Source organism: Pantoea sp. X-Soil-YNGN-785, assembly GCF_059730585.1.
Map to the genome: position 1 here is coordinate 3,702,669 of NZ_AP035942.1, position 21,817 is coordinate 3,724,485.

Sequence of the window (21,817 nt, forward strand, 5' to 3'; positions counted from 1 at the left end):
CTTAACCGATCGCAGGCGATCGGGGTACAAAAAACGCCTGGCAAACGGGCACCAGGCGTTCGTGTCGCTGGTCAGGAGAAACCGGTTATCCGGCTTCCCGCTCACCACAAAACAGCCTGGTTTACTTCACAGCGGTCGAGGTGCCATCGGCATGCCATTTGAAGACGCCGAATTCAAAGCCCTTGAGATCGCCCTTCTCATCCCAGTTCAGGTTGCCCATCACGGTTGGGACCGCAGCGCCTTCCTTGAGGTTTTTCACGATAGCGTCCGGCTCTGCGCTCTTGCTGCGCTCCATGCCGGTTGCCAGCGACTGCAGTGCTGCATAGGTGGTCCAGACGAACGGGCCGGTCGGATCCAGTTTCTTCGCTTTCAGCGCGTCCACAATCGGTTTGTTGGTTTCAACCTGGTCGTAGCGTTTCGGCAGAGTCACCAGCATGCCTTCAGAGGCTGCACCGGCGATGTTCGACAGCGAGGCGTTACCCACGCCTTCTGGTCCCATAAATTGAGTTTTCAGACCCGCAGCGCGCGCCTGACGCACGATCTGCCCCATTTCCGGGTAGTAACCGCCGAAATAGACGAAATCGACGTTCTCTTTCTTGAAGCGGGCCACCAGCGTAGAGAAATCTTTATCGCCTGCGGTGATCCCTTCAAACATCACGATATTAGCGCCCTGCTTTTTCAGGCTCTCCTGCACGGAGCGCGCCAGGCCTTCGCCATACTGCTGTTTGTCATGCACCACAGCGATACGCTGCGGTTTCAGCTCGGTCATTACGTATTTCGCGGCGGTCGGCCCCTGATCGGAGTCGAGGCCGGTGGTGCGCATAATCAGTTTATAGCCACGGGAAGTCAGGTCAGGTGCGGTCGCGGCCGGGGTGATCATCAGCACGCCTTCATCTTCATAGATGTCAGACGCCGGCTGGGTGGAGGAAGAGCAAAGGTGGCCGATGACGTAGCGGATGCCGTCGTTAATCACCTTGTTCGCGACCGCAACCGCCTGTTTCGGATCACAGGCGTCGTCATATTTCACCGCCACCAGCTTGTTGCCGTTAACGCCGCCTTTGGCATTGATATCTTCAATCGCCTGCGTTGCACCGGCGAACTGCATGTCGCCGTACTGCGCCACCGGACCCGACATTGCGCCGACAATGGCCACTTTGATATCTTCAGCCAGCGCCGCATGGCTCATCGCCAGTGCTACACATCCCGCCAGTAATGCGCGACCTTTCATTTTCATCCTGACTACCCCATTTGTTTTGTCGTGTATGTTGTGAGTGCTTGCGTTGCCAGATAAAGTCGAAAACTGATTAATGATGAATGAGTTAGCGTACTTTTCTGACATTTATTAGTAATAAGGCTTTATTTTTCAGTTTATTAAACAGGAAGTTTCTTCTGTAAATCAACTGACACATTCAGAATTGACCGGGTTAAACAGCATAATACACTGGATGCAACGGCCGGTTTATAACCACTTTGCCAGCGCGTTATGCTGGATTGATCGCCCGCTATCCAGGTTTACTCCTGTTATCCTGGCATCCAGGCCATCTTTTGACCTGTTTTATTGATGAAAATGTGGTGGCCCTCTGGTTGTATACTTTCGCTACACTTTCCCCTTTTTTAGAGGTTTTTGTTATGAAGCTCACTATCCAGCGCCTGACTGCGCTGACGCCGCAGGACCGCATCGATCTTGGCAAAGTCTGGCCGGATCTGGAGATGGAAAAACTGGAACAGGGTTTGAGTGAGTCTCATCGTCTTTACGCGGCGCGTTTTAACGACCGCCTGCTGGCGGGTTTGCAGCTGGAAATCTCCGGCATCCACGGCAAGGTTCACCGGCTGGCGGTGCGCGATGTCACCCGGCGACGCGGGGTAGGCCAGTATTTGCTGGAGGAGACGATCAGGCAGAATGGTTCAATCGCGGACTGGTGGATTGCCGATGATGGCAGTGACGATCAGCAGGTACGCGCGGCGTTTATGCAGGCGTGTGGCTTCAGGGCGCAGAGCGACGGCTGGATACGGGCGGCAGACTAGCCAGACGCAGAAAACAAAAAGGGCGACATCATCTGTCGCCCCTTAAGGTGTTGAAGTGCGTTACGCTTCAATCGCCATACGCAGTTTCTTCATGGCGTTCTTTTCCAGCTGCCGGACACGTTCGGCGGATACGCCGTACTGATCGGCCAGCTCCTGCAGCGTGGTTTTATTGTCTTCGTCCAGCCAGCGGGCGCGAATGATGTGCTGACTACGCTCATCCAGACCTTCCATCGCATAGCTCAGCTTGTCAGCCGCGTGCGCATCCCAGTTATCCTCTTCGATGCCGTCGGCAAAGTCAGAGGTTTTATCCTGCAGATACAGCACCGGTGCCATAGAACGGCCTTCGCTGCTCTCGTCGTCAGCAGACATATCAAAGGTCATATCCTGCGCGGCCATACGCGATTCCATTTCGCGCACGTCTTTGCTGCTTACGCCCAGCTCGCGCGCAACCATCTCGACTTCGTCCTGATTGAACCAGCCCAGACGCTGCTTGGTTTTACGCAGGTTAAAGAACAGCTTACGCTGTGCTTTGGTGGTCGCGACTTTCACGATACGCCAGTTACGCAGCACGTATTCGTGAATCTCCGCTTTAATCCAGTGCACGGCGAACGAAACCAGACGCACGCCCACTTCAGGGTTGAAGCGACGCACCGCTTTCATCAGGCCGATGTTACCTTCCTGGACCAGGTCAGCCTGTGGCAGACCATAGCCGGAGTAATTACGAGCGATATGAACTACAAAGCGTAGGTGTGACAGGATCAGCGTCTTAGCTGCTTCCAGATCGCCCTGGTAATGCAGCCGTTCAGCCAGCGCTTTTTCCTCTTCTGCCGAAAGCATCGGCCAGGTATTCGCCGCCCGGACGTAAGACTCCAGGTTGCCAAGAGGAGCAATAGCTAAAGTTTGCATTTCTTTGGTCATTCAAACCCTCACAAATTCAGTGGAATTGCCGCACATTTCCCTGCGCAGACGATACATTACGTCAACGTCACGCGAGATCCGAAAGCAATCTGTGCTACTTAGAGTGATAAAGTTATCCACAAGTTCAATTATAGCAGTGAATATTTTACACACAGATGACAGGAAGGGAAGAGGGGAAAATCCTCTGCACCCACCATCGGTAGCAGAGGACCATTATAACAAAAAAATGTTGCAGGCGTTTACTGCGGCGTAAATCGACGTAAATGTTGTACCGTCGCCAGCCAGGCTGCGACCCAGCCGATGATGGCCGCAATCAGCAGCAGCAGTAGCGCTTCATCCCAGGAAAAGCCTTCCAGCGAGAAAGTGGTACCAAATACGGTTGCCACACTGGCGACGACCGACTGCAGACGCAGCACCAGCACTTCTGACAGCAGCAGCGACAGCATTGCCCCACTGAAGCCCAGCAGCGCTCCGCCGTAGAGGAACGGACGCAGGATAAAGCCGTCAGTGGCACCAATCAGCTTCTGCACGTTAATGGTGTCGCGCCGGGCAAAGATGCTAAGACGGACGCTGTTACCGATCACCAGGAAGACCGCTACAATCATCAGCACGCCAATCATTGAGGCGATTTGCCCCACCAGCCCGGTCAGCGCCGCCAGCCGCGCAAACCAGCTGTCATCCATTCGCACTTCATCCACGCCCTGCACTTTGCTCACCCGATCGCGCAGGCTCTGCATAGTGTCTGAGTTCTGGAAATTGAGTTTAGGCGTGATGATGGCCACCGCAGGCAGCGGATTCTGCTCCAGCATATCCATTGCGCCACCAAAGCCTGACCAGTTACGGAATTCGTTCAGCGCCTCTTCCCGCGTCAGGTAGTTGACGTTATCCACGCCTTCAACCTGCTTGAGCTGTGCCACCACATTTTCTGCCGCCGTATCATCCAGCGTTTTGGAGAGATAAACGGTCAACTGCGGCGCCGGGTACCACTGCGTGGCCGCCTGGCTGACGTTTTTCCACACCATGTAGCAGACGCTGGGCAGCGTCAACGAAATGGCGATGACCATCACCGTCAGCAGCGTCGCTAGTGGCTGACGCCACATGTCCGAAAGTGTGCCGCGCAGCGCATAGCGCCACTGCTCCTGCCAGCCGCCCTTCAGCGCTTTACTCTTCGACTTCGACGGCTGCTTCGCTTTCGGTGCAGCCGGACGTTTAATACGTTTATTCACCATCGTGGCCTCCGTGCAGACGTCCCTGATTCAGCGTCATCATCCGGTAGTTGCGTCGGGCGATCAGGCCGCTGTCATGCGTCGCCATCAGGACGGTGACGCCGACGCGGTTAAACTCTTCGAACAGGCGCAGAATGTCTTCTGACAGCGCGTCGTCCAGGTTACCAGTCGGTTCATCGGCCAGCAGCACGGCCGGCTTGTTCACCACCGCACGGGCGATGCCCACACGCTGCTGTTCACCGCCCGAAAGCTGAATCGGATAACTTTTCGCTTTGTCGAGCAGGCCCACTTTATCCAGCGCCGCCGAAACGCGACGACGGATATCCTCACCGCTGGCACCGGAAATAATCAGCGGGATCGCCACATTGTCATAAACCGACCGATCCATCAGCAGGTGGTGATCCTGGAAGATCATGCCAATCTGACGACGCAGGAAAGGCACCTCACTATTACGCAGGCGGGAAATGTCATGGCCGCTGAACCAGATTTTTCCGGCACTCGGGCGCTCAATGCCACAAATCAGCTTCAGCAAGGTACTTTTACCGGCACCGGAGTGGCCGGTCAGAAACGCCATTTCGCCGGGACGCAGATGGAAATCTACCCCCTGCAGCGCCTGACGTCCGCCGAGATATGCCTTACTGACCTCTTCAAAGCGAATCATCCTAATTAGTCCTCTCGGGCAAACAGTGCCTCAATAAAATCTTCCGCCTTAAACGGCCGTAAATCTTCAATGCCTTCACCGACGCCGATGTAGCGAATCGGGATACCGAACTGATCGGCCACCGAGAAGATCACGCCGCCTTTGGCGGTGCCATCCAGCTTAGTGAGCGCAATCCCGGTCAGGCCGACGGCTTCATTAAACAGTCGGGCCTGGCTGACCGCATTCTGTCCGGTGCTGGCATCCAGCGTCAGCATCACTTCGTGAGGCGCGGAATCATCCAGCTTTTTCATCACGCGGGTGATTTTCTTCAGCTCTTCCATCAGGTGCGATTTGTTCTGCAGACGACCCGCCGTATCGGCTATCAGCACGTCAACGCCGCGTGATTTCGCGGCCTGAATGGCATCGAAGATCACCGAAGCGGAATCTGCGCCGGTATGCTGCGCAATGACCGGAATGTTATTACGCTGGCCCCACACCTGCAGCTGCTCAACCGCCGCGGCACGGAAGGTATCACCGGCCGCTAACATCACGGACTTGCCCTCGGCCTGATACTGGCGCGCCAGCTTACCGATGGTGGTGGTTTTACCCACGCCATTGACGCCCACCATCAGGATGACAAACGGCGTTTTGCCTGACACGTCCAGTGGCGCATCCACTTTCGCCAGAATCGAGGCCATCTCTGCTTTCAGCAGGCCGTAGAGCGCTTCCGCGTCACGCAACTGCTTGCGGTTTGCCTGCTGGGTAAGGTTGGTGATGATGCGGCGCGTGGTATCCACGCCCACATCCGCAATCAGCAACTGCTCTTCCAGCTCGTCAAACAGGTCATCATCAATCTTTTTGCCACGGAACAGGCTGATAAAACCGGAACCGAGGTTCTGACGGGTTTTGACCAGGCTGCGCTTCAGGCGGGAGAAGAAGCCCTCTTTGCTGGGACGCTCCTGCTCCTGCACGATGAGCGGTGCGGCGGCCAGCGGCAGATCGCTGACGGTATCGGATAACGACTCAGTCGGTTCCTGGTCAGTGACGTCGGCGTCACCCAGTGCCAGTGCGGTCAGCTCTTCCTCGGTCAGCGGCGCATCTGCTTCGCTATCCTGAGTTTCCGCGATCGCTGCGTCATCCAGAACCTGTGGCGTGAGCACTTCGTTGTTTAACAGTGCTTCGCTGTGCGGGGGTTCGACGATCTCTGCATCGCCCAGCGCCAGCGCCGTCAGCTCTTCTTCGCTTAACGGCGCCTCGGTTTCGCTGTGCGGGATGTCAACGATTTCTGCGTCGCCGAGCGCCAGTGCCGTCAGCTCCTCTTCGCTTAACGGCGCGTCTGCGGGTTCCGCATCAGCGATCGGCGTAACCACATCGTCGGCGTCGATAACCGGCGTCGCGTCATGTTCAGGTGCAGCAACTTCCAGTAGCGCTTCAGGGTCGGCCTCAATCGGCTCAGCCTCATCCAGCACCGCAGGTGCTGATTCATGCGGCGCTGCCGCAGTGACTTCCGCCTCACGCTGCTGTCCGGCCACCGTTTCGGTGATGGCGACAGTCTCTTCCGCTTGTGCTTCAGCCTGGCTTAATGCCGGGGCTTCCTGTTCTGTCTGCTGCTGTTCGGGCTGAGCGACCTCTGGTGTCTGCTCCTCTGCTGCAGGTTGTTTCTCTTCCTCTTTGCCAAATCCCAGCCAGGAAAAAAAGCCACGTTTTTTCTCTTTTGCCATTGTGTGACGACACTCCTCGATGGCTTTGTCCCGGTCGCGCGTGGTTTCCAGGGGTAAATCAATGAAATTGGTCAGCGCCAGACCGGCGTAAACCGCAGAATAATGCATGACTTCAGCAACTCAGTAGTCTAACACTTTCCAGCCAGCTCACCACAGCACCCTTTTTTAACGTTTCTTCTCACCGATTCGCCCGTTAAACTACGCAACAAATTATGACGAGTTGTGAGCAAGATGAATAAAAACCCCCGCAATACAGGCGGTGCCGGGCAGATTCGCATCATTGGCGGTCAGTGGCGCGGACGCAAATTGCCGGTGCCGGACAGCGCCGGACTGCGCCCGACCACCGATCGGGTTCGCGAGACGCTGTTTAACTGGCTGGCCCCGGTGCTGCCAGAGGCGCGCTGCCTTGATTGCTTTGCCGGTAGCGGCGCATTAGGACTGGAAGCGCTGTCGCGTTACGCGGGATCGGCGACGTTGCTGGAACTGGAACGTCCGGTGGCACAGCAGTTAACAAAAAATCTGCAGACGCTGCGCGCTACGAATGCCACCGTGGTTCAGACCAATGCGCTAAACTGGCTGGCACAGGCGGGTACACCCTTTGACGTGGTGTTTATCGATCCGCCGTTTCGTCAGGGATTGCTGGAGCAGACGCTACAGTTGCTGGAGCAGAATAACTGGCTGGCCGATCAGGCGCTGATTTACGTCGAAAGTGAAGTGGAAAATGGCGCACCACCGGTGCCGCCAGAGTGGGATCTTTATCGCGAGAGAATAGCCGGACAAGTGGCTTATCGTTTGTATCAACGTCAACAGGAGACGCAGGATGTTACTTAATTTGGGGCGTCTGTTGATGCTATGCGTGTGGGGATTTTTACTGGCTAATCTGGTCCATCCCTACCCGAAGCCACTGACTTATTTTATCAACGTTGCACTGATCTTCATGATCCTGATGCATGGTCTGCAACTGGTATTACTGCGCACGACGCAGACCAAAGATGCACCGCCGATTGACCGCGTCACCCAGGCGAAAGTGTTTCTGTTTGGCGTGTTTGAACTGGTCGCCTGGCAGAAGAAAAACTTCCCACGCAAAAAGTAGTGTCGGGCGGGCGCAATGCCCGCCTTACTGCACGGGCGTGAAGCTGATAAAGCGCGTGCCCTGCATCTTCAGCTCTCCTCTCGCGCCTTTATCCAGCTGATGATACTCCCCCTCTTTAAGCTGCACTTTGATGTCGCTGTCACCGTTCAGCGGATGAAACAGCACCTCATACCGCATCTCTTCCCCGGCGATGACTTCACGCTGCCGTGAACGACGATTAGGCGAAGGGAATTCACGCTTAGTTTTGACTTCAGCCTGCAGAGCACGCGTGGGGGAGGCATCATTCACCGCAGCCTCACGCCGTTGCTTAATAAACTGACGACTCGCCAGCACGGCAATAATCGCCAGAACGATGATAAAGATTAACGGTGGTTTGCTCATAGCGCTCTCATGCCTGTTAAATCAGGCGGCAAAGCATACAACCAGAGTTGCCTGATTGTCACATCTCAGAGGCTTAACCTAAACTGGAAGAGATATTTTGGGATCTTTCACCATTTTGAGTAAAAAAGGGAGAAACAATGCTCTGGTCTTTCCTCGCTGTACTTTTCTCCGGCTGGCTCTATGTCGATGCCACCTATCGCGGCCCACAATGGCAGCGCTGGCTGTTTAAGCCCGTCACGCTGCTGCTGCTGGTCGGGCTCGCCTGGCAGGCTCCGGTGCTGCAAACCACGGACTATCTGATTCTGGCCGGTCTGGTTGCGACACTGGTCGGTGATGCGTTAACGCTACTGCCGCGTCAGCAGATGCTCTATGCCGTCGGGGCGTTTTTCCTGTCGCACCTGCTCTATACGCTCTGCTTCGCCGCCAGCATGACCATGACCTTCTTCTGGCCGATTCCGCTGACGCTGCTCATCATCGGTGCTGCTCTGATTGGCATCATCTGGAGCCGACTGGAGGATCTGCGCTGGCCTGTCTGCACCTTTATTGGCATGACGGTAGTGATGACCTGGATAGCGACCGAGCAGTACTTTTTCCGTCCGACCGATTACAGCTTCTCGATCATGGTCGGTGCCGGTCTGCTGCTGCTCGCCAACGCGGTCTGGTTTATCTCGCACTATCGTCGTCGCTTCAGCGCTGACAGCGCGATTGTGGCCGCCTGCTACTTTGCCGGTCACTTTATGATCGTGCGTTCACTGTGGGTCGTCTGAGAAATTAGTCTTGACTCTGGAGTTCACTCCAGAGTGTAGGATAAGGGATGAGCAACGTTGCTCATCCCGCGACTCTTACACTCCGGAGGTCATATGCATCAACATCACGCCTGTGGCTGTGGCAAACCGCGTGCCAGCCACGCCGCAGCAAAACCGCTGTGCCAGGTTCGTCAGGCCCGTCCACTCTCCCTTTCTATTCATGCTGCTACGCCCGTGACGGCGGATACGGCAGGCTGCTGCTGTGACTGCAACAGCAGCCCTGGCAATGAGGCCGACACTGCTGAGGAAAGCGACCGGCGAGGTGCCTGGCCCTTTAGCTGGCAGGTCAGCGGCATGGATTGCCCGGGCTGCGCCCGCACCATTGAAACCGCCGTCCGCCAGGTAAAAGGCGTGACCGATGCCCGCGTGCTGTTCAGCAGCGAGAAGCTGGTGGTTAACGCTGACAACGATGTACAAAGCGCCGTTGAACAGGCGGTAAAAAAAGCCGGTTTCCGGCTTGCTACACCTTCGGAGACGCCGTCCGCAAGCTCGCTCTGGCAGCAGAACCGGATACTGATTTTACTGGCGCTGCTGGCGCTTGCCAGCAGCGTTCTCAGCCAGTTCGCGCCCGTCTGGGGCGATCGGCTGTTTGTGCTGACCACCATGGTCGGCCTGGTTCCGGTCGCGCGCGGTGCCTGGCAGCGTCTGCGCAGCGGATCGCCTTTTACCATTGAGACATTAATGACGCTGGCGTCGGCAGGCGCGTTGATCATTGGCGCGCATGCAGAAGCCGCCATGGTGCTGGTGCTGTTTCAACTGGGCGAACAGCTGGAAAGCTATGCCGCGTCCAAGGCACGCAGCGGCGTCACCAGCCTGATGGCGTTGCGGCCTGAATCAGCGATTCGCCTGGAACAGGGCAAGCGCAGTGAGGTGCCGCTGGCGGCGCTGCAACCGGGTGATGTGATTGAAGTCGCGGCGGGCAGCCGTTTGCCGGTCGATGGCTGTTTAATCAGCCCGCTCGCCAGTTTCGATGAGAGCGCGCTGACCGGTGAGTCATTACCAGTCACCCGCGCCAGCGGTGAACAAATCCTGGCCGGGGCCACCAGCATCGACCGGCTGGTGACGCTGGAAGTGGTGTCAAAACCCGGTGAAAGCGCGATTGACCGTATCCTGCAGCTGATTGAGGAAGCAGAAACGCACCGTGCGCCGGTTGAACGCTTTATCGATCAGTTCAGCAGCATCTATACGCCGCTGGTGATGCTGCTGTCGCTGCTGGTGATGGTCGTGCCACCCCTGCTCTTCGCAGGCGACTGGCAGCCGTGGATCTACAAAGGACTGACCCTGCTGCTGATTGGCTGCCCCTGTGCGCTGGTGATCTCTGTGCCAGCCGCGATTACCTCCGGGCTGGCTGCGGCGGCGCGTCAGGGTGCACTGATTAAAGGTGGTGCGGCGCTGGAACGCCTGAGTTCGCTGCGCAGGATGGCCTTTGATAAAACCGGCACCCTGACGCTGGGTAAGCCCCAGCTGACGCAGATCCTGCGGTTTGGCACAGCCAGCGAGTCAGAGATGCTGGCGTTAAGCGCTGCGGCGGAACAGGGTGCGACCCATCCGCTGGCCAGCGCTATCGTGGCGGCCGCGCAGGCGCGTGATCTGGTCATTCCTGACGCGCAGGATCAGCAGGTGCAGGCGGGACGCGGCATCAGTGCGCGGGTCTCAGGCCAGCAGATTCAGCTGCTGACGCCCGGCCATACGCCCGGCCTGACGCCGCAGCAAAGCGCGCAGATTGCGCAGCAGGAAGCCGAAGGTGAAACCCTGGTGGTACTGATGCGCGATGGCGAGGCGCTCGGTGCGCTGGCCCTGCGCGATCAGCTGCGCGACGATGCCGTGGAGGCGTTAAAAGCGCTGAAAAAGCTGGGCATTGAGAGCCTGATGCTGACCGGCGATAACCCGCGCGCGGCAGCAACCATTGCCCGCCAGCTCGATATTGATTATCGCGCCAGCCTGCTGCCCGCCGATAAGGTGGCGGCCATCCGTGAACTGAGTCAGCAGCAGCCGCTGGCGATGATCGGAGATGGCATTAACGACGCCCCGGCGATGAGAGCGGCGACGCTGGGCATTGCGATGGGCAGCGGCACCGATGTCGCGCTGGAAGCGGCCGATGCGGCCCTGACGCGGAATCAGCTCAGCAACCTGGCCCCGATGATTGCGCTGGCGCGTCGTACGCGGCGCATCATCCGCCAGAATATCGGCATTGCGCTGGGGCTGAAGGCGATTTTCCTGGTCACCACCCTGCTGGGTCTGACCGGACTCTGGCTGGCGGTGCTGGCAGATTCCGGTGCGACCGCGCTGGTCACCGCCAACGCGCTGCGGTTACTGCGGCGCCGTGACTGAGTAAAAGGCTCTGTCTGAAGAGTAGGGTTAACGGCGGCCTGAACGGCTGCTGTTAACCCGCCATACCTTTGCGGATCAGAAACTGATAGGGCAGCGTGTCGGTCTGCTGTGCCAGCAGGCCATGTTCCATGAAGCGGCAGAAGCCGGGAATATCGCGGGTCGTCGCCGGATCATCGGCAATAATCAGTAACGTCTCGCCATCCTGCAGGCTGCGTACGGTTTTGCGCACCATCATCACCGGCTCCGGGCAACGCAGGCCACGGGCGTCCAGCTGATGGTCGGCAGAGGAAAAAGCATCGCTCATAATCAACTCGGTTCAGGTAAGGGGCGCTCATTCTAGCGCGTGCTGGCGGTGAAGCAAGGCGATAACGATTGCGTTAAAATTAACCATTGCATAAAAAGCACAACGCGGTAATATGCCGCCGCTTTTTGCTCATAAAACTGCCAGGCGCTGCCCGAACGGCGTCCCGCAATGGGTTCCCTCACCCCAACATTAAAAAGGTTGAATATGCTCGCATTTTCTTCACGTCAGCGCATGCATGCGCTTTTCTGGTTATCGCTGTTTCACCTGCTGGTGATCACCTCCAGTAACTACCTGGTTCAGTTGCCGATCTCTGTCTTTGGCTTCCACACCACCTGGGGTGCGTTCAGCTTTCCGTTTATCTTCCTGGCGACCGATCTCACCGTGCGTATTTTTGGCGCACCGCTGGCCCGACGCATTATTCTGGCCGTGATGATCCCGGCGCTATTTATCTCTTACGCTGTCTCGGCGCTGTTCTATCAGGGTGAATGGCAGGGCTGGCAGGCGCTGGAAGTGATGAACCTGTTTGTTGCCCGTATCGCCTGCGCCAGCTTTATGGCTTATGCACTGGGTCAGATCCTCGACGTTCATGTATTTAACCGTCTGCGTCGTCTGCCTCAGTGGTGGATAGCACCCGGCTGCGCCATGTTCCTGGGGAATATCAGCGATACGCTGGCTTTCTTCTTTATCGCCTTCTATAAAAGCCCCGATGCGTTTATGGCGCAGCACTGGGTCGAGATCGCCCTGGTGGATTACAGCTTCAAGGTGCTGATCTGCATGGTCTTCTTCCTGCCCGCCTACGGCGTGCTGCTCAATGCCGCGCTAAAACGTCTGGCTGAACGCCAGACCGCCCGCCAGGTCAATTTCGGCTAAGAACTTATATAATTTCCGCCATTACCCGCTAAGATCTTCTGACAATCATCAGGTTGCGTTTGCAACCTGATTCCTGTTGTATTAATGCCTGACTGGAAACTTAAAAAAGGGATTCTGATGCGCAACCTGGTGAAATATGTAGGAATGGGTTTACTGGTACTTGGCCTGGCGGCCTGTGACCAGAAGAAAGATGAAGCGGCGAACGACAATGGCGTCAGCGCCAGTCAGTCGGCGCAGACCGTCACGCTGATGGATGGCAAACTGAGCTTCTCACTGCCACCAGGCATGTCAGATAAAAGCGGTAAACTGGGTTCGCAGACCACGAACATGCACGTTTATGCGGATGAAACCGGAGCCCGCGCCATTATTGTGATTGCCGGTGACCCGACCAATGACGGGCTGGATGTGCTGTCGAAGCGCATGGAACAGCAGCAGCGCAACCGCGATCCGCAGCTGCAGGTGGTGTCGAACAAATCTGTGACGCTAAAAGATCAGCCCGCTCAGCAGCTGGATACCGTGATTTCTGCCAACAACCAGACTTCATGGTCTTCCGTGGTTCTGGCAAAAGTGGATGGCAAACTGGTGACGCTGCAGATTACGCTGCCAGGCGATAATCAGCAGCAGGCCCAGAGCGATGCTGACAGCATTGTGAAAAGCATTACGCTGAAGTAAAACAAAAGGCGGGCTTCCCACAGGGAAGCCCGCCTTTATTCAGAGCACGTTATAACCCTGTATTTTCCCGAATATATTTCCGCGCTTTCACCGCATACTCAAACGGATTGGCCAGCGCCGGATCCTGCTCCGCTTCCACCACCATCCAGCCTTTGTAGCCGTAATCGTCCAGGATTTTAAACACTGGCTTAAAGTCGATCACGCCATCGCCCGGCACGGTAAAGGTGCCCTTTTTTACCCCTTCCAGGAACGAGAGATGATTCTCGCGTACCTCAGCCACTACTTCATCACGCACATCCTTGAGATGCACGTGGAAGATGCGCGGCAGATATTTTTCCAGTACCGCCAGCATCTTCTGCTGGGAGCCTTCGGAGTAGTAGACGTGGCCGGTGTCATAGAGCAAACCAACCTGCTCGTCGGTCATCGCCATAAACCGGTCGATCTCTTCAGTGGTCTGAATGCCGGTGCCCATGTGGTGATGCAGTGTCACGCGCATCCCCTTCTCTGCTGCGATGCGAGCCAGTTCGTTGTAGCCTTCTGCGGTTAACCGCCACTCTTCATCGCTGAAAATCGCTTTCTCTTCAAACACTGCCAGCGTGGTGCCCTGAATACTTTTACTCTGCTCAGAACAGCCAATCACCCGCGCGCCCATCGCATGCAGGAAGTTCATATGCTCGATGAACTGTTCGATGGTTTTCTCTTTGTCGCCGTTGGCAAAAAAGGTGCTGAACCAGGCGTTGCAGATTTCGATGCCGCGAATATCGAGCATCGGTTTCAGAATCGCCGGATCGCGCGGATATTTGCTGCCCACTTCACTGCCGGTAAAGCCCGCCAGCGCCATCTCACTGACGGTCTGCTGGAAGGTGTTCTCACTGCCAAGATCCGGCATGTCATCGTTGGTCCAGCCGATCGGCGCGATCGCCAGTTTTACGTTCTCTTTGTTCATCTTCTTATTCCCGGATGGAGAGCGGCCAGGCCGCAGAGAGAGCTAAATCAGTTATAGAAAGCAGGACGCGGCGGCATCTCTACCGGCTCAATCGCACCACTGTTCTGCGCTTTGATGCAGGCATCGGCGGCCACGGAGGCGGCGAAGCCATCCCAGGCAGAAGGACCGGTAAGCTGACCCGCTTTGATGTCGTTGATAAACGCCTGCAGCTCAACGTCATACGCCTCGATAAAACGATCTTTCCAGTCCACCAGAATGGTGTTCGACAGGCGGGCATCTTTGCGCAGCTGCACCGAAGAAGGCTCTGGCAGGCGGGCAATCCCCTCTTCACCGACCACTTCACACTGAATGTCATAGCCGTAAGCGCAGTTAACGAAAATCTCGACGTCAATGCGCACCCCTTTGTGGGTTTCGAACAGGACGATCTGCGGGTCTTTCAGCTGACCGTGGGACTTTGACGTCACACGAGGGAAGATCACCTGCACCGTTTTATAGTCGTCGTTTGTCAGCCAGCGCAGCACATCCAGCTCGTGGATCAGTGTGTTGGTGATCGCCATTGGCGTGGTGTAGTTTTCTGGCACGGTCGGGTTACGGTGCGCGCAGTGCAGCATCAGCGGCTCACCGATATCGCCATCGGTGATCACTTTTTTCAGGGCGCGGTAGCCCGCATCGTAAGGGCGCATAAAGCCAACCTGCACCAGGCGTTTACCCGCCTGAATCTCTGCATCCACCACCCGGCGGCAGCCCTCGGCGCTCATCGCCAGCGGTTTTTCACAGAAGACCGGTTTACCGGCGGCAATCGCCGCTAAGGTGAACTCTTCGTGGGTCGGATCCCATGAGGTGACCAGCACCGCATCGACGTTGGGTGACTGAATCACATCGTGGCCATTTTCGAACACCTCCGCCTCAATGTTCAGGCGTTGCAGTGCGGCCCGCGCGCCGTCGACATTGATGTCAGAGACGGCAACCACCTGCGCACCCTGCAGCACATGGCTGCAGCGGCGAATATGTTCCTGACCAATTGCACCTGTACCGATGACGCCAAGTTTCAAAGTCATAATTACACCTGTGTAGGGTTCGTACGGAGAAGAGGAAAACGGGCCGCAGCACGGCCCAGAAATTAATATTTGCGCGCCTGATCCAGATGGCTGTTGAGCTTGTCCGCCACCGCCTGAGCGCGTTCGGTTTTCGACGCCTGCGCCACGCCGACGTGCCACCAGCTGAAATATTTGTGGATCATGGTCTTTGGCAGCACTTTGATGTCGATAAGGGTGGAGACGGTCTGGGTGCGCGCATCTTCCAGCGCCGCTTTAAGCTGTTCCAGGCTGGTGACGCGATAAGTTTTGCAGCCATAACCGGCAGCAATGGCCGCGAAATCGACCGGAATAAAGCCGCCGTCCAGCCTGCCGCTTTCCGCGTTACGGAAACGGAACTCGGTGGTGAAGCTGTCCATACCGTGTTCCATCTGCAGGTTGTTGATACAGCCATTAGTCATGTTATCCAGCAGCACGACGTTGATCTTCGCCCCTTCCTGAATCGAGGTGACCAGCTCAGAGTGCAGCATCATAAAGGAGCCATCGCCGACCAGCGCATAGACCTCGCGCTGCGGCTGCGCCAGTTTTGCACCCAGCGCGGCATTGACTTCATAGCCCATGCAGGAGTAGCCATATTCGACGTGGTAAGCGTTGTAATCTTTGGTGCGCCAGACGCGCTGCAGGTCGCCCGGCAGGCTGCCTGCGGCGGCTACCACGACCGCATCTTTCGGCAGCTGCTCGTTTAAGGTGCCAAGCACGCTGCTTTGCGTCAGCAGTGACTGAGTCAGGCGGTTAAATTCTGCGAACACCGCTTCGCGGTCGAGATGGTCAGCTATCTCCGGCACAAAGTCGCCATCGTGATATTCCACCTGATAGACGCGCTGCGTCTCTTTCAGCAGCTGGCTCTGCGCCTGCTCAATCTGGCTGCCCCAGTCATTACTGTAGTGCTGTGAGGCCAGTGCAGCGGTGAGCGCGGTCAGCCCTTCACGGGCATCGGCCAGCAGCTGCACGCCATCGAGCTTGTAGCTGTCGAAGTTGCTGACGTTAATGTTCAGGAAGCTGACATCGGGATGCTGGAAAATCCATTTCGATGCGGTGGTAAAGTCGGTGTAGCGGGTGCCGATGCCGATGACTAAATCGGCCTCTTTCGCCAGCAGGTTCGCGGCCAGACAGCCGGTTTCGCCTACGCCGCCGACATTCAGCGGATGGTCAGAGACCAGCGTGCCCTTGCCCGCCTGCGTCTCGGCAAAGGGGATCTGATAGCGCTCGGCAAACTGGCGCAGCGCCTCGCCCGCTTCAGAGTATTTCACCCCGCCGCCGCAGATAATTATCGGCTTGCGCTTACGGTTAATCAGCGTCAGGGCATCCGCCAGCTGCGCCGCGACCGGCAGGCGGCGATCCAGACGGTGCACGCGTTTCTGGAAGAAGTAGTCCGGGTAATCCCAGGCCTCACCCTGCACATCCTGCGGCAGCGACAGCGTGACCGCGCCGGTTTCGGCCGGATCGGTCAGCACGCGCATGGCATTGATACAGGCGGACATTAGCTGCTCAGGACGGCTGACGCGATCCCAGTATTTGCTGACGGCGCGGAAGGCGTCGTTGGTGCTGATGCTAAGATCGTAGCTCTGCTCAATCTGTTGCAGCACCGGATCGGGCTGACGGGTGGCGAAGACGTCGCCGGGCAGCAGCAGCAGCGGAATGCGATTAGCGGTCGCAGTGGCGGCGGCAGTAATCATGTTAGCCGCACCCGGTCCCACAGACGAACTGCAGGCGATAATCTGACGGCGCAGCGACTGACGGGCAAAGCCGGTGGCAGCATGGGCCATGCCCTGCTCGTTACGACCCTGCCAGACCACCAGATCGCCGCTATCCTGTTCCAGCGCCTGGCCCAGCCCCAGCACGTTGCCATGGCCGAAAATCGCGAAGATGCCTTTGACGAACTTCGTCTCAGTGCCATCAACATCGATGAATTGATTATCAAGAAATTTAACCAGCGCCTGTGCCGTGGTCAGTCTGATTGTGCCCATGTTTCTTCCTTACATGCTGGTGGACCCCGACTTCCGCGACAGCGCGCAAGGCGTTGTCATTGGCGGAAAAGCGGCCGGAATAACTGAAACGTGAGGCGATTATAAACAAATATATTTTTCATAAAACACGATTACAGAAGAAACATTTCATTTTGCGAGTGAGATCAAATTTAACGATGGCAACAGGTCTGGCGGGCGATCACGACGGGGAAATCTGGAACGTTTAGCAGAGAGTGGTTCATGATGAAAAAATTCATTTCAATGGGGCAGCTTGCCTGACTGGCGTACGGATTCCTGCGATCGCCTTCACAACCCTGACATACCGCACATCGTGACAGCAGAGACCGCGCAGGCGGGAGGCAATCAGGAGTTTTACCTGGTTCACAAAATTGCGATGGATATTTCATTTCATATTGAATATGGAATTTTTATTCCTCATACTTCTCTCATAGCCAGCCAGATACCCACAGACCCGGAAGCAGAGCCTGCCTGGATCGATCTTTTCGCCCGCCAGCTCTGCGAATCACAGAAGGAAACCACAGGTATGAGTACACAACAGAAGCCGCTTGATGTGATTTGTATCGGGCGCATCGCCGTTGATTTTTATGGCCAGCAGATTGGGGCACGGCTGGAAGATGTCACCTCCTTTGCTAAATATCTGGGCGGATCATCGGGCAACGTCGCTTATGGCACCGCGATTCAGGGGCTGAAATCGGCGATGCTGGCGCGGGTGGGAGATGAGCACAATGGTCGCTTTCTGCGTGAGGAATTGCAGCGCGTGGGCTGCAACACCGATGCTCTGATCACCGATGCAAAACGCCTGACCGGCATGGTGATTCTGGGGATTAAAGATGAAGAGACTTTTCCGCTGATTTTCTACCGTGATAACTGCGCTGATATGGGTCTGGTACCGGACGATATCGACGAAGGCTTTATTACCTCGTCCCGCGCGGTGGCAGTCACCGGCACGCACTTATCTCATCCGCAGACCCGTGAAGCGGTGCTGAAAGCGCTGGATATCGCCCGCCGCAATGGCCTGCGAACGGCGCTGGATATCGATTACCGCCCGGTGTTATGGGGACTGACTTCTCTGGGTGACGGTGAAACACGTTTCATTGAGTCGTCTCAGGTCACTCAGCAGTTGCAGGAAGTGGTGCACTATTTCGATTTGATCGTCGGCACCGAAGAGGAGTTTCATATTGCCGGTCGCAGCACCGATACCCTGACTGCGCTGAAGAACGTGCGTCAGGCGAGCCAGGCGACGCTGGTCTGCAAACGCGGTCCGCTGGGTTGCGTGGTTTTTGAAGGTGAAATTCCGGATAGCTGGGAACAGACTCAGCTGCACACCGGCGTGCGCGTCGACGTGCTCAACGTGCTGGGCGCGGGCGATGCCTTTATGTCTGGCCTGCTGCGCGGCTGGCTGAATGATGAAGGCTGGGAGCAGGCGTGCCGTTATGCTAACGCCTGTGGCGCGCTGGTCGTGTCACGCCACGGCTGTGCCCCTGCCATGCCAACCAAAGCGGAGCTGGATGATTTCCTGAGCCGCGACACAGAGGTGAAACGTCCCGATCTCGACAGTCGTCTGAACCATCTGCACCGTGTGACCACCCGTAAGCAGCAATGGCCGGAGCTGAACGTGTTCGCTTTTGACCATCGCAAACAGCTGGCGGATATGGCGCAGGAAGCGGGCGTTGATGAGAGCCGTATTCCACAGCTGAAACTGCTGCTGCTGGAAGCCGCTCAGCAGGCGGCCAGTGAGGCGGGATTAGAGAACAAAAGCGGCATTCTGGCGGATACCACGTATGGTCAGAAAGCCTTGAATGCCATCACGGGTAAGAAGTGGTGGATTGGCCGCCCGATCGAGCTGCCCAGCTCACGTCCACTGCGTCTGGAGCATGGCAACATCGGCTCGCAGCTAATCGACTGGCCCGCCGAGCATGTCGTGAAATGTCTGGTTTTCTATCATCCGCATGACAGTGCTGAACTGCGCAAAGAGCAGGATGACCTGGTGCTCGACGTCTGGAAAGGCTGTAACAAAAGTGGCCATGAGCTGCTGCTGGAAGTAATTCTTCCCGAGAGCAACCCGGATAAGAATGAAGCCTATTACCTTGATATACTGAGTCATTTCTACAGTCTGGGTATTCAGCCGGACTGGTGGAAACTGCCTCCGCTATCCGCAGAGAGCTGGCAGGCGATCAGTCGTCTGATTGAGGAGCAGGATCCTCTCTGTCGCGGCATTCTGTTGCTGGGTCTGGATGCACCCGAAGAGAAGCTTAAAGCGGGCTTCGCTGCGGCGGCCAACGCGCCATGGGTAAAAGGTTTTGCGGTGGGTCGCACCATCTTTGGTCAGCCTTCGCGTCAGTGGTTGCAGGGTGAACTGGACGATCAGGCGCTGATTGAGACCGTAAAAGGCAACTATCTGCGGCTGATTGCGTACTGGCGCGCTGCCCGCGCCTGATTTGCTGCTCTGCCCCAGACTGTCTCAACCACGATGGCCTCAGACTGCTGACTCACTCAAAGCAGGGTGAATGTTGCAGCAACGAATAAGCTCAGCGCGCAGGTAACACGGTCAGAAGAGGAAAGCGTCCCGCGCCAGGGACAAAAACGCCGGGAGCGTTTTTGAACAACGCGAAGCGTTGGCCCGGCAACGGGCGCACCTCATGGATGAGGTGCGTAATCGCGCGGGCCGAGCGGCCATGGATGGCTTGAGCGACTTTCCGATCTGACCGTGTTACCTGAGCCTGTGCGGACTCATAGCAGGCAGAGACAGATTTTTTAGTAATATCACGCCATCCCAACCGGGATGGCGTTTTACTGGTTACCCTTAATCCCTGCTGTCATTTCATCCCGGTTTTCACCCTGTCATTGCCCGCCTGGGCGCGCTAAAGCCAATCTGTGAACCATTTCATAAAGCCATGAAATAAACCGCTTCGTTGACGCAAACAAATGAAATTTTCCATCCATCTGATACTATAGCGCTCATTATGCAGCCATTATTCTAATGATACGGGCAGAAGTGATGAACAATAATCCCACCCAACTTTCTCTCTTGCAGGACGATATTCGTCGCCGCTACGAAACGCTGAGCAAGCGTCTTAAACAGGTTGCGCGCTACATCCTTGATAACAGTAACAGTATTGCTTTCGATACCGTCGCCTCGATTGCTCAGCAGGCCGATGTACCACCGTCGACGCTGATCCGTTTTGCGAATGCGTTTGGCTTCAGCGGCTTCAACGAAATGAAACAGGTTTTTCGTCAGCACCTGATGGAAGAGACGGTCAACTATACCGAGCGCGCGCGTCTGTTTCGTCAGACCTCAACGGACGACAGCGCCAGTGCGCCTGAGAGTCCGGCGGAAATCCTCAACGTCTTTACCATGGTGAACAGCCAGGCGCTGCAGCAGCTGGCGATGCAGGTGAATCCTGAGCAGCTGAACAAAGCAGTAAAACTGCTGAATGAGGCTGAGAACATCTATGTCATTGGCCTGCGTCGCTCGTTCAGCGTCGCCTCCTATCTGGTCTACGCGTTGCGTCATCTGGAGCGTCGTGCGTTTCTGATTGATGGTCTGGGCGGGATGTTTACCGAGCAGCTCAGCCTGGTTAATCCGAAAGATGTGGTGATTGCGATCAGCTACTCGCCCTATGCGCGTGAAGCGGTCGAGGTCGTCGAAATGGGGGCCAAGCGTGGCGCGCATCAGATCGCCATTACCGACAGCCAGGTCAGCCCGCTGGCTGCCTTTAGCGATGTCTGCTTTGTGGTGCGTGAAGCGCAGGTCGATGGCTTCCGTTCGCAGGTCGCCTCACTCTGTTTGGCACAGACGCTGGCGGTGTCACTGGCGCTGAATAACGCCGATAGTTCCGCTCAGTAACCTGCGTTTCGCACAGTAAAAAGGGCAGCCTAATCGGCTGCCCTTTTTTACAGGCATGCGCTGATAAAACCGCTGAGCCTTACTCTGATCGTGGATAGCTGTCGCTGTTCACCCAGGCGTGATCTTTTTCCCAGCTGAATTTCCACAGCCGTACCGGCCCTGCCATCACGTTCAGATAGTAGTTGTTGTATCCGGCCAGCGTCGCCACCGGATGATAGCCACGCGGCACCATCACGACGTCGCGGTTATAGGGTGCCATACAGGCATCCAGTGAGCGATCGTCGGTGTAAACGCGCTGCATGGCAAAACCAGGTTCCGGATCGAAACGGTGATAGTAGGTCTCTTCCAGGTAGGTTTCGTTTTCACTCTCCTCCTGATCATGCTTGTGGCTGGGATAGGAGCTGGTATCGCCTTCGTTGGTATAAACCTCCACCACCAGCAGACTGTCAGCGGGTTCAATATCAGGCAGGATATTATGCACCAGACGCTGGTTGCGCCCTTTACCGCGATGCTCAACACCGACATCGGCTGGCGCAATCAGTCTTGCAGGCAGATTGCCCTGACCGGGCGCGTTACAGACGGCCAGCTCAAGATCGCTGTCAGCATAGACTTCCACTTCATCGTCATGCGGCACATACACGGAATACGGCGGCACGCGTTCGAAAGGCGACATGCGCTTACCGATTCCGGGAAACTCAGCATGGCGGGTTTTCACCGAGGCCAGCCCGGCCACCAGCACCAGACACAGCTCTTTGTCACCGCTGGTCAGGCGCAGAGTTTCCCCTTTTTTCAGCAGATAAGCATCAAAGCCAACATAACGCCAGCCAGCACGCTCAGGCGTGACATGCTGAATACGGCCCTGTGCGTCCGGGGCCTGTGCTTTCGACAGTAAAGACATCCTGATCCTCCTCTCTGTCACGATTGACGCTGCGGTCGTTTCACGGGCGAGGTGCCC

Annotated in this window: 20 protein-coding genes; 9 read left to right on the forward strand and 11 right to left on the reverse strand. The window is 56.6% G+C overall.

Translation table 11 applies throughout. The annotated features are described in order from the left end of the window. Positions 1-121: 121 nt before the first annotated feature. Entirely contained in the window at positions 122-1,234 is a 1,113-nt protein-coding gene (locus tag AC6I8E_RS17295; protein WP_013359345.1) for a branched-chain amino acid ABC transporter substrate-binding protein, read from the reverse strand. Between the two features lie 395 nt (positions 1,235-1,629). Between AC6I8E_RS17295 and panM the strand changes: the two genes are divergently transcribed. Beyond that, complete coding sequence (panM, locus tag AC6I8E_RS17300; protein WP_013359346.1) at positions 1,630-2,025, forward strand: aspartate 1-decarboxylase autocleavage activator PanM; 396 nt, start codon at positions 1,630-1,632, stop codon at positions 2,023-2,025. 60 nt (positions 2,026-2,085) lie between these two features. On the opposite strand, the gene rpoH is transcribed toward panM, so the two are convergent. From rpoH to ftsY, 4 genes are all read right to left on the reverse strand, one after another. Then, on the reverse strand, positions 2,086-2,943 hold the full coding sequence (gene rpoH / locus AC6I8E_RS17305) for an RNA polymerase sigma factor RpoH (RefSeq protein WP_003852201.1): 858 nt from the start codon (positions 2,941-2,943) through the stop codon (positions 2,086-2,088). Between the two features lie 239 nt (positions 2,944-3,182). After that, positions 3,183-4,172: a permease-like cell division protein FtsX gene (gene ftsX, locus AC6I8E_RS17310; RefSeq protein ID WP_313680123.1), complete on the reverse strand. Its 990-nt coding sequence runs from the start codon at positions 4,170-4,172 to the stop codon at positions 3,183-3,185. Further along, positions 4,162-4,830 (reverse strand): cell division ATP-binding protein FtsE, encoded by a 669-nt coding sequence (ftsE, locus tag AC6I8E_RS17315; protein ID WP_313680121.1) that lies wholly within the window; start codon positions 4,828-4,830, stop codon positions 4,162-4,164. Before ftsE ends, ftsX begins: the two co-directional genes overlap by 11 nt. 5 nt (positions 4,831-4,835) lie before the next feature. After that, positions 4,836-6,530, reverse strand: a complete 1,695-nt coding sequence (gene ftsY / locus AC6I8E_RS17320; RefSeq protein WP_497824714.1) for a signal recognition particle-docking protein FtsY — start codon at positions 6,528-6,530, stop codon at positions 4,836-4,838. Positions 6,531-6,761: 231 nt separating this feature from the next. On the opposite strand from ftsY, the gene rsmD reads away from it, so the two are divergent. Both rsmD and AC6I8E_RS17330 read left to right on the forward strand, forming a co-directional pair. Next, positions 6,762-7,361, forward strand: coding sequence for a 16S rRNA (guanine(966)-N(2))-methyltransferase (gene rsmD, locus AC6I8E_RS17325; RefSeq protein ID WP_497824255.1), 600 nt, complete (start codon positions 6,762-6,764; stop codon positions 7,359-7,361). Next, positions 7,351-7,623 carry a DUF1145 family protein gene (locus tag AC6I8E_RS17330; protein ID WP_003852192.1) on the forward strand — a complete coding sequence of 91 codons (273 nt, stop codon included), beginning with the start codon at positions 7,351-7,353 and terminating at the stop codon, positions 7,621-7,623. Before rsmD ends, AC6I8E_RS17330 begins: the two co-directional genes overlap by 11 nt. A 24-nt stretch (positions 7,624-7,647) precedes the next feature. On the opposite strand, the gene AC6I8E_RS17335 is transcribed toward AC6I8E_RS17330, so the two are convergent. Then, on the reverse strand, positions 7,648-8,004 hold the full coding sequence (locus tag AC6I8E_RS17335) for a DUF2500 domain-containing protein (RefSeq protein WP_013359352.1): 357 nt from the start codon (positions 8,002-8,004) through the stop codon (positions 7,648-7,650). A 137-nt stretch (positions 8,005-8,141) separates the two neighbouring features. Here AC6I8E_RS17335 and AC6I8E_RS17340 point away from each other — a divergent pair, with 137 nt between their 5' ends. Continuing rightward, positions 8,142-8,771 (forward strand): lysoplasmalogenase, encoded by a 630-nt coding sequence (locus AC6I8E_RS17340; RefSeq protein WP_013359353.1) that lies wholly within the window; start codon positions 8,142-8,144, stop codon positions 8,769-8,771. 93 nt (positions 8,772-8,864) lie between these two features. Beyond that, positions 8,865-11,141 carry a zinc/cadmium/mercury/lead-transporting ATPase gene (locus AC6I8E_RS17345; protein ID WP_497824256.1) on the forward strand — a complete coding sequence of 759 codons (2,277 nt, stop codon included), beginning with the start codon at positions 8,865-8,867 and terminating at the stop codon, positions 11,139-11,141. Between the two features lie 52 nt (positions 11,142-11,193). Here the strand turns inward: AC6I8E_RS17345 and tusA are convergent, their stop codons facing one another. Further along, positions 11,194-11,445 (reverse strand): sulfurtransferase TusA, encoded by a 252-nt coding sequence (gene tusA, locus AC6I8E_RS17350; protein WP_010253330.1) that lies wholly within the window; start codon positions 11,443-11,445, stop codon positions 11,194-11,196. Positions 11,446-11,649: 204 nt separating this feature from the next. On the opposite strand from tusA, the gene AC6I8E_RS17355 reads away from it, so the two are divergent. Both AC6I8E_RS17355 and AC6I8E_RS17360 read left to right on the forward strand, forming a co-directional pair. Continuing rightward, positions 11,650-12,315: a 7-cyano-7-deazaguanine/7-aminomethyl-7-deazaguanine transporter gene (locus AC6I8E_RS17355; protein WP_033784210.1), complete on the forward strand. Its 666-nt coding sequence runs from the start codon at positions 11,650-11,652 to the stop codon at positions 12,313-12,315. Between the two features lie 117 nt (positions 12,316-12,432). Continuing rightward, positions 12,433-12,987, forward strand: a complete 555-nt coding sequence (locus AC6I8E_RS17360) for a DcrB family lipoprotein (RefSeq protein ID WP_041457273.1) — start codon at positions 12,433-12,435, stop codon at positions 12,985-12,987. Positions 12,988-13,036: 49 nt separating this feature from the next. On the opposite strand, the gene iolE is transcribed toward AC6I8E_RS17360, so the two are convergent. From iolE to iolD, 3 genes are all read right to left on the reverse strand, one after another. Then, positions 13,037-13,933, reverse strand: a complete 897-nt coding sequence (iolE, locus tag AC6I8E_RS17365; protein WP_033784211.1) for a myo-inosose-2 dehydratase — start codon at positions 13,931-13,933, stop codon at positions 13,037-13,039. 47 nt (positions 13,934-13,980) lie between these two features. Then, entirely contained in the window at positions 13,981-14,991 is a 1,011-nt protein-coding gene (gene iolG / locus AC6I8E_RS17370) for a bifunctional inositol 2-dehydrogenase/D-chiro-inositol 1-dehydrogenase (protein WP_013359358.1), read from the reverse strand. 62 nt (positions 14,992-15,053) lie between these two features. Beyond that, positions 15,054-16,994 (reverse strand): 3D-(3,5/4)-trihydroxycyclohexane-1,2-dione acylhydrolase (decyclizing), encoded by a 1,941-nt coding sequence (iolD, locus tag AC6I8E_RS17375; RefSeq protein WP_033784213.1) that lies wholly within the window; start codon positions 16,992-16,994, stop codon positions 15,054-15,056. Positions 16,995-17,538: 544 nt separating this feature from the next. Here iolD and AC6I8E_RS17380 point away from each other — a divergent pair. Together AC6I8E_RS17380 and AC6I8E_RS17385 are read left to right on the forward strand one after the other, a co-directional pair. After that, entirely contained in the window at positions 17,539-19,452 is a 1,914-nt protein-coding gene (locus AC6I8E_RS17380) for a bifunctional 5-dehydro-2-deoxygluconokinase/5-dehydro-2-deoxyphosphogluconate aldolase (RefSeq protein WP_497824257.1), read from the forward strand. A 561-nt stretch (positions 19,453-20,013) separates the two neighbouring features. Then, positions 20,014-20,862 (forward strand): MurR/RpiR family transcriptional regulator, encoded by an 849-nt coding sequence (locus AC6I8E_RS17385; RefSeq protein ID WP_033784214.1) that lies wholly within the window; start codon positions 20,014-20,016, stop codon positions 20,860-20,862. A 79-nt stretch (positions 20,863-20,941) separates the two neighbouring features. On the opposite strand, the gene iolB is transcribed toward AC6I8E_RS17385, so the two are convergent. Beyond that, positions 20,942-21,760 (reverse strand): 5-deoxy-glucuronate isomerase, encoded by an 819-nt coding sequence (iolB, locus tag AC6I8E_RS17390; protein ID WP_312217072.1) that lies wholly within the window; start codon positions 21,758-21,760, stop codon positions 20,942-20,944. Positions 21,761-21,817 lie beyond the last annotated feature (57 nt).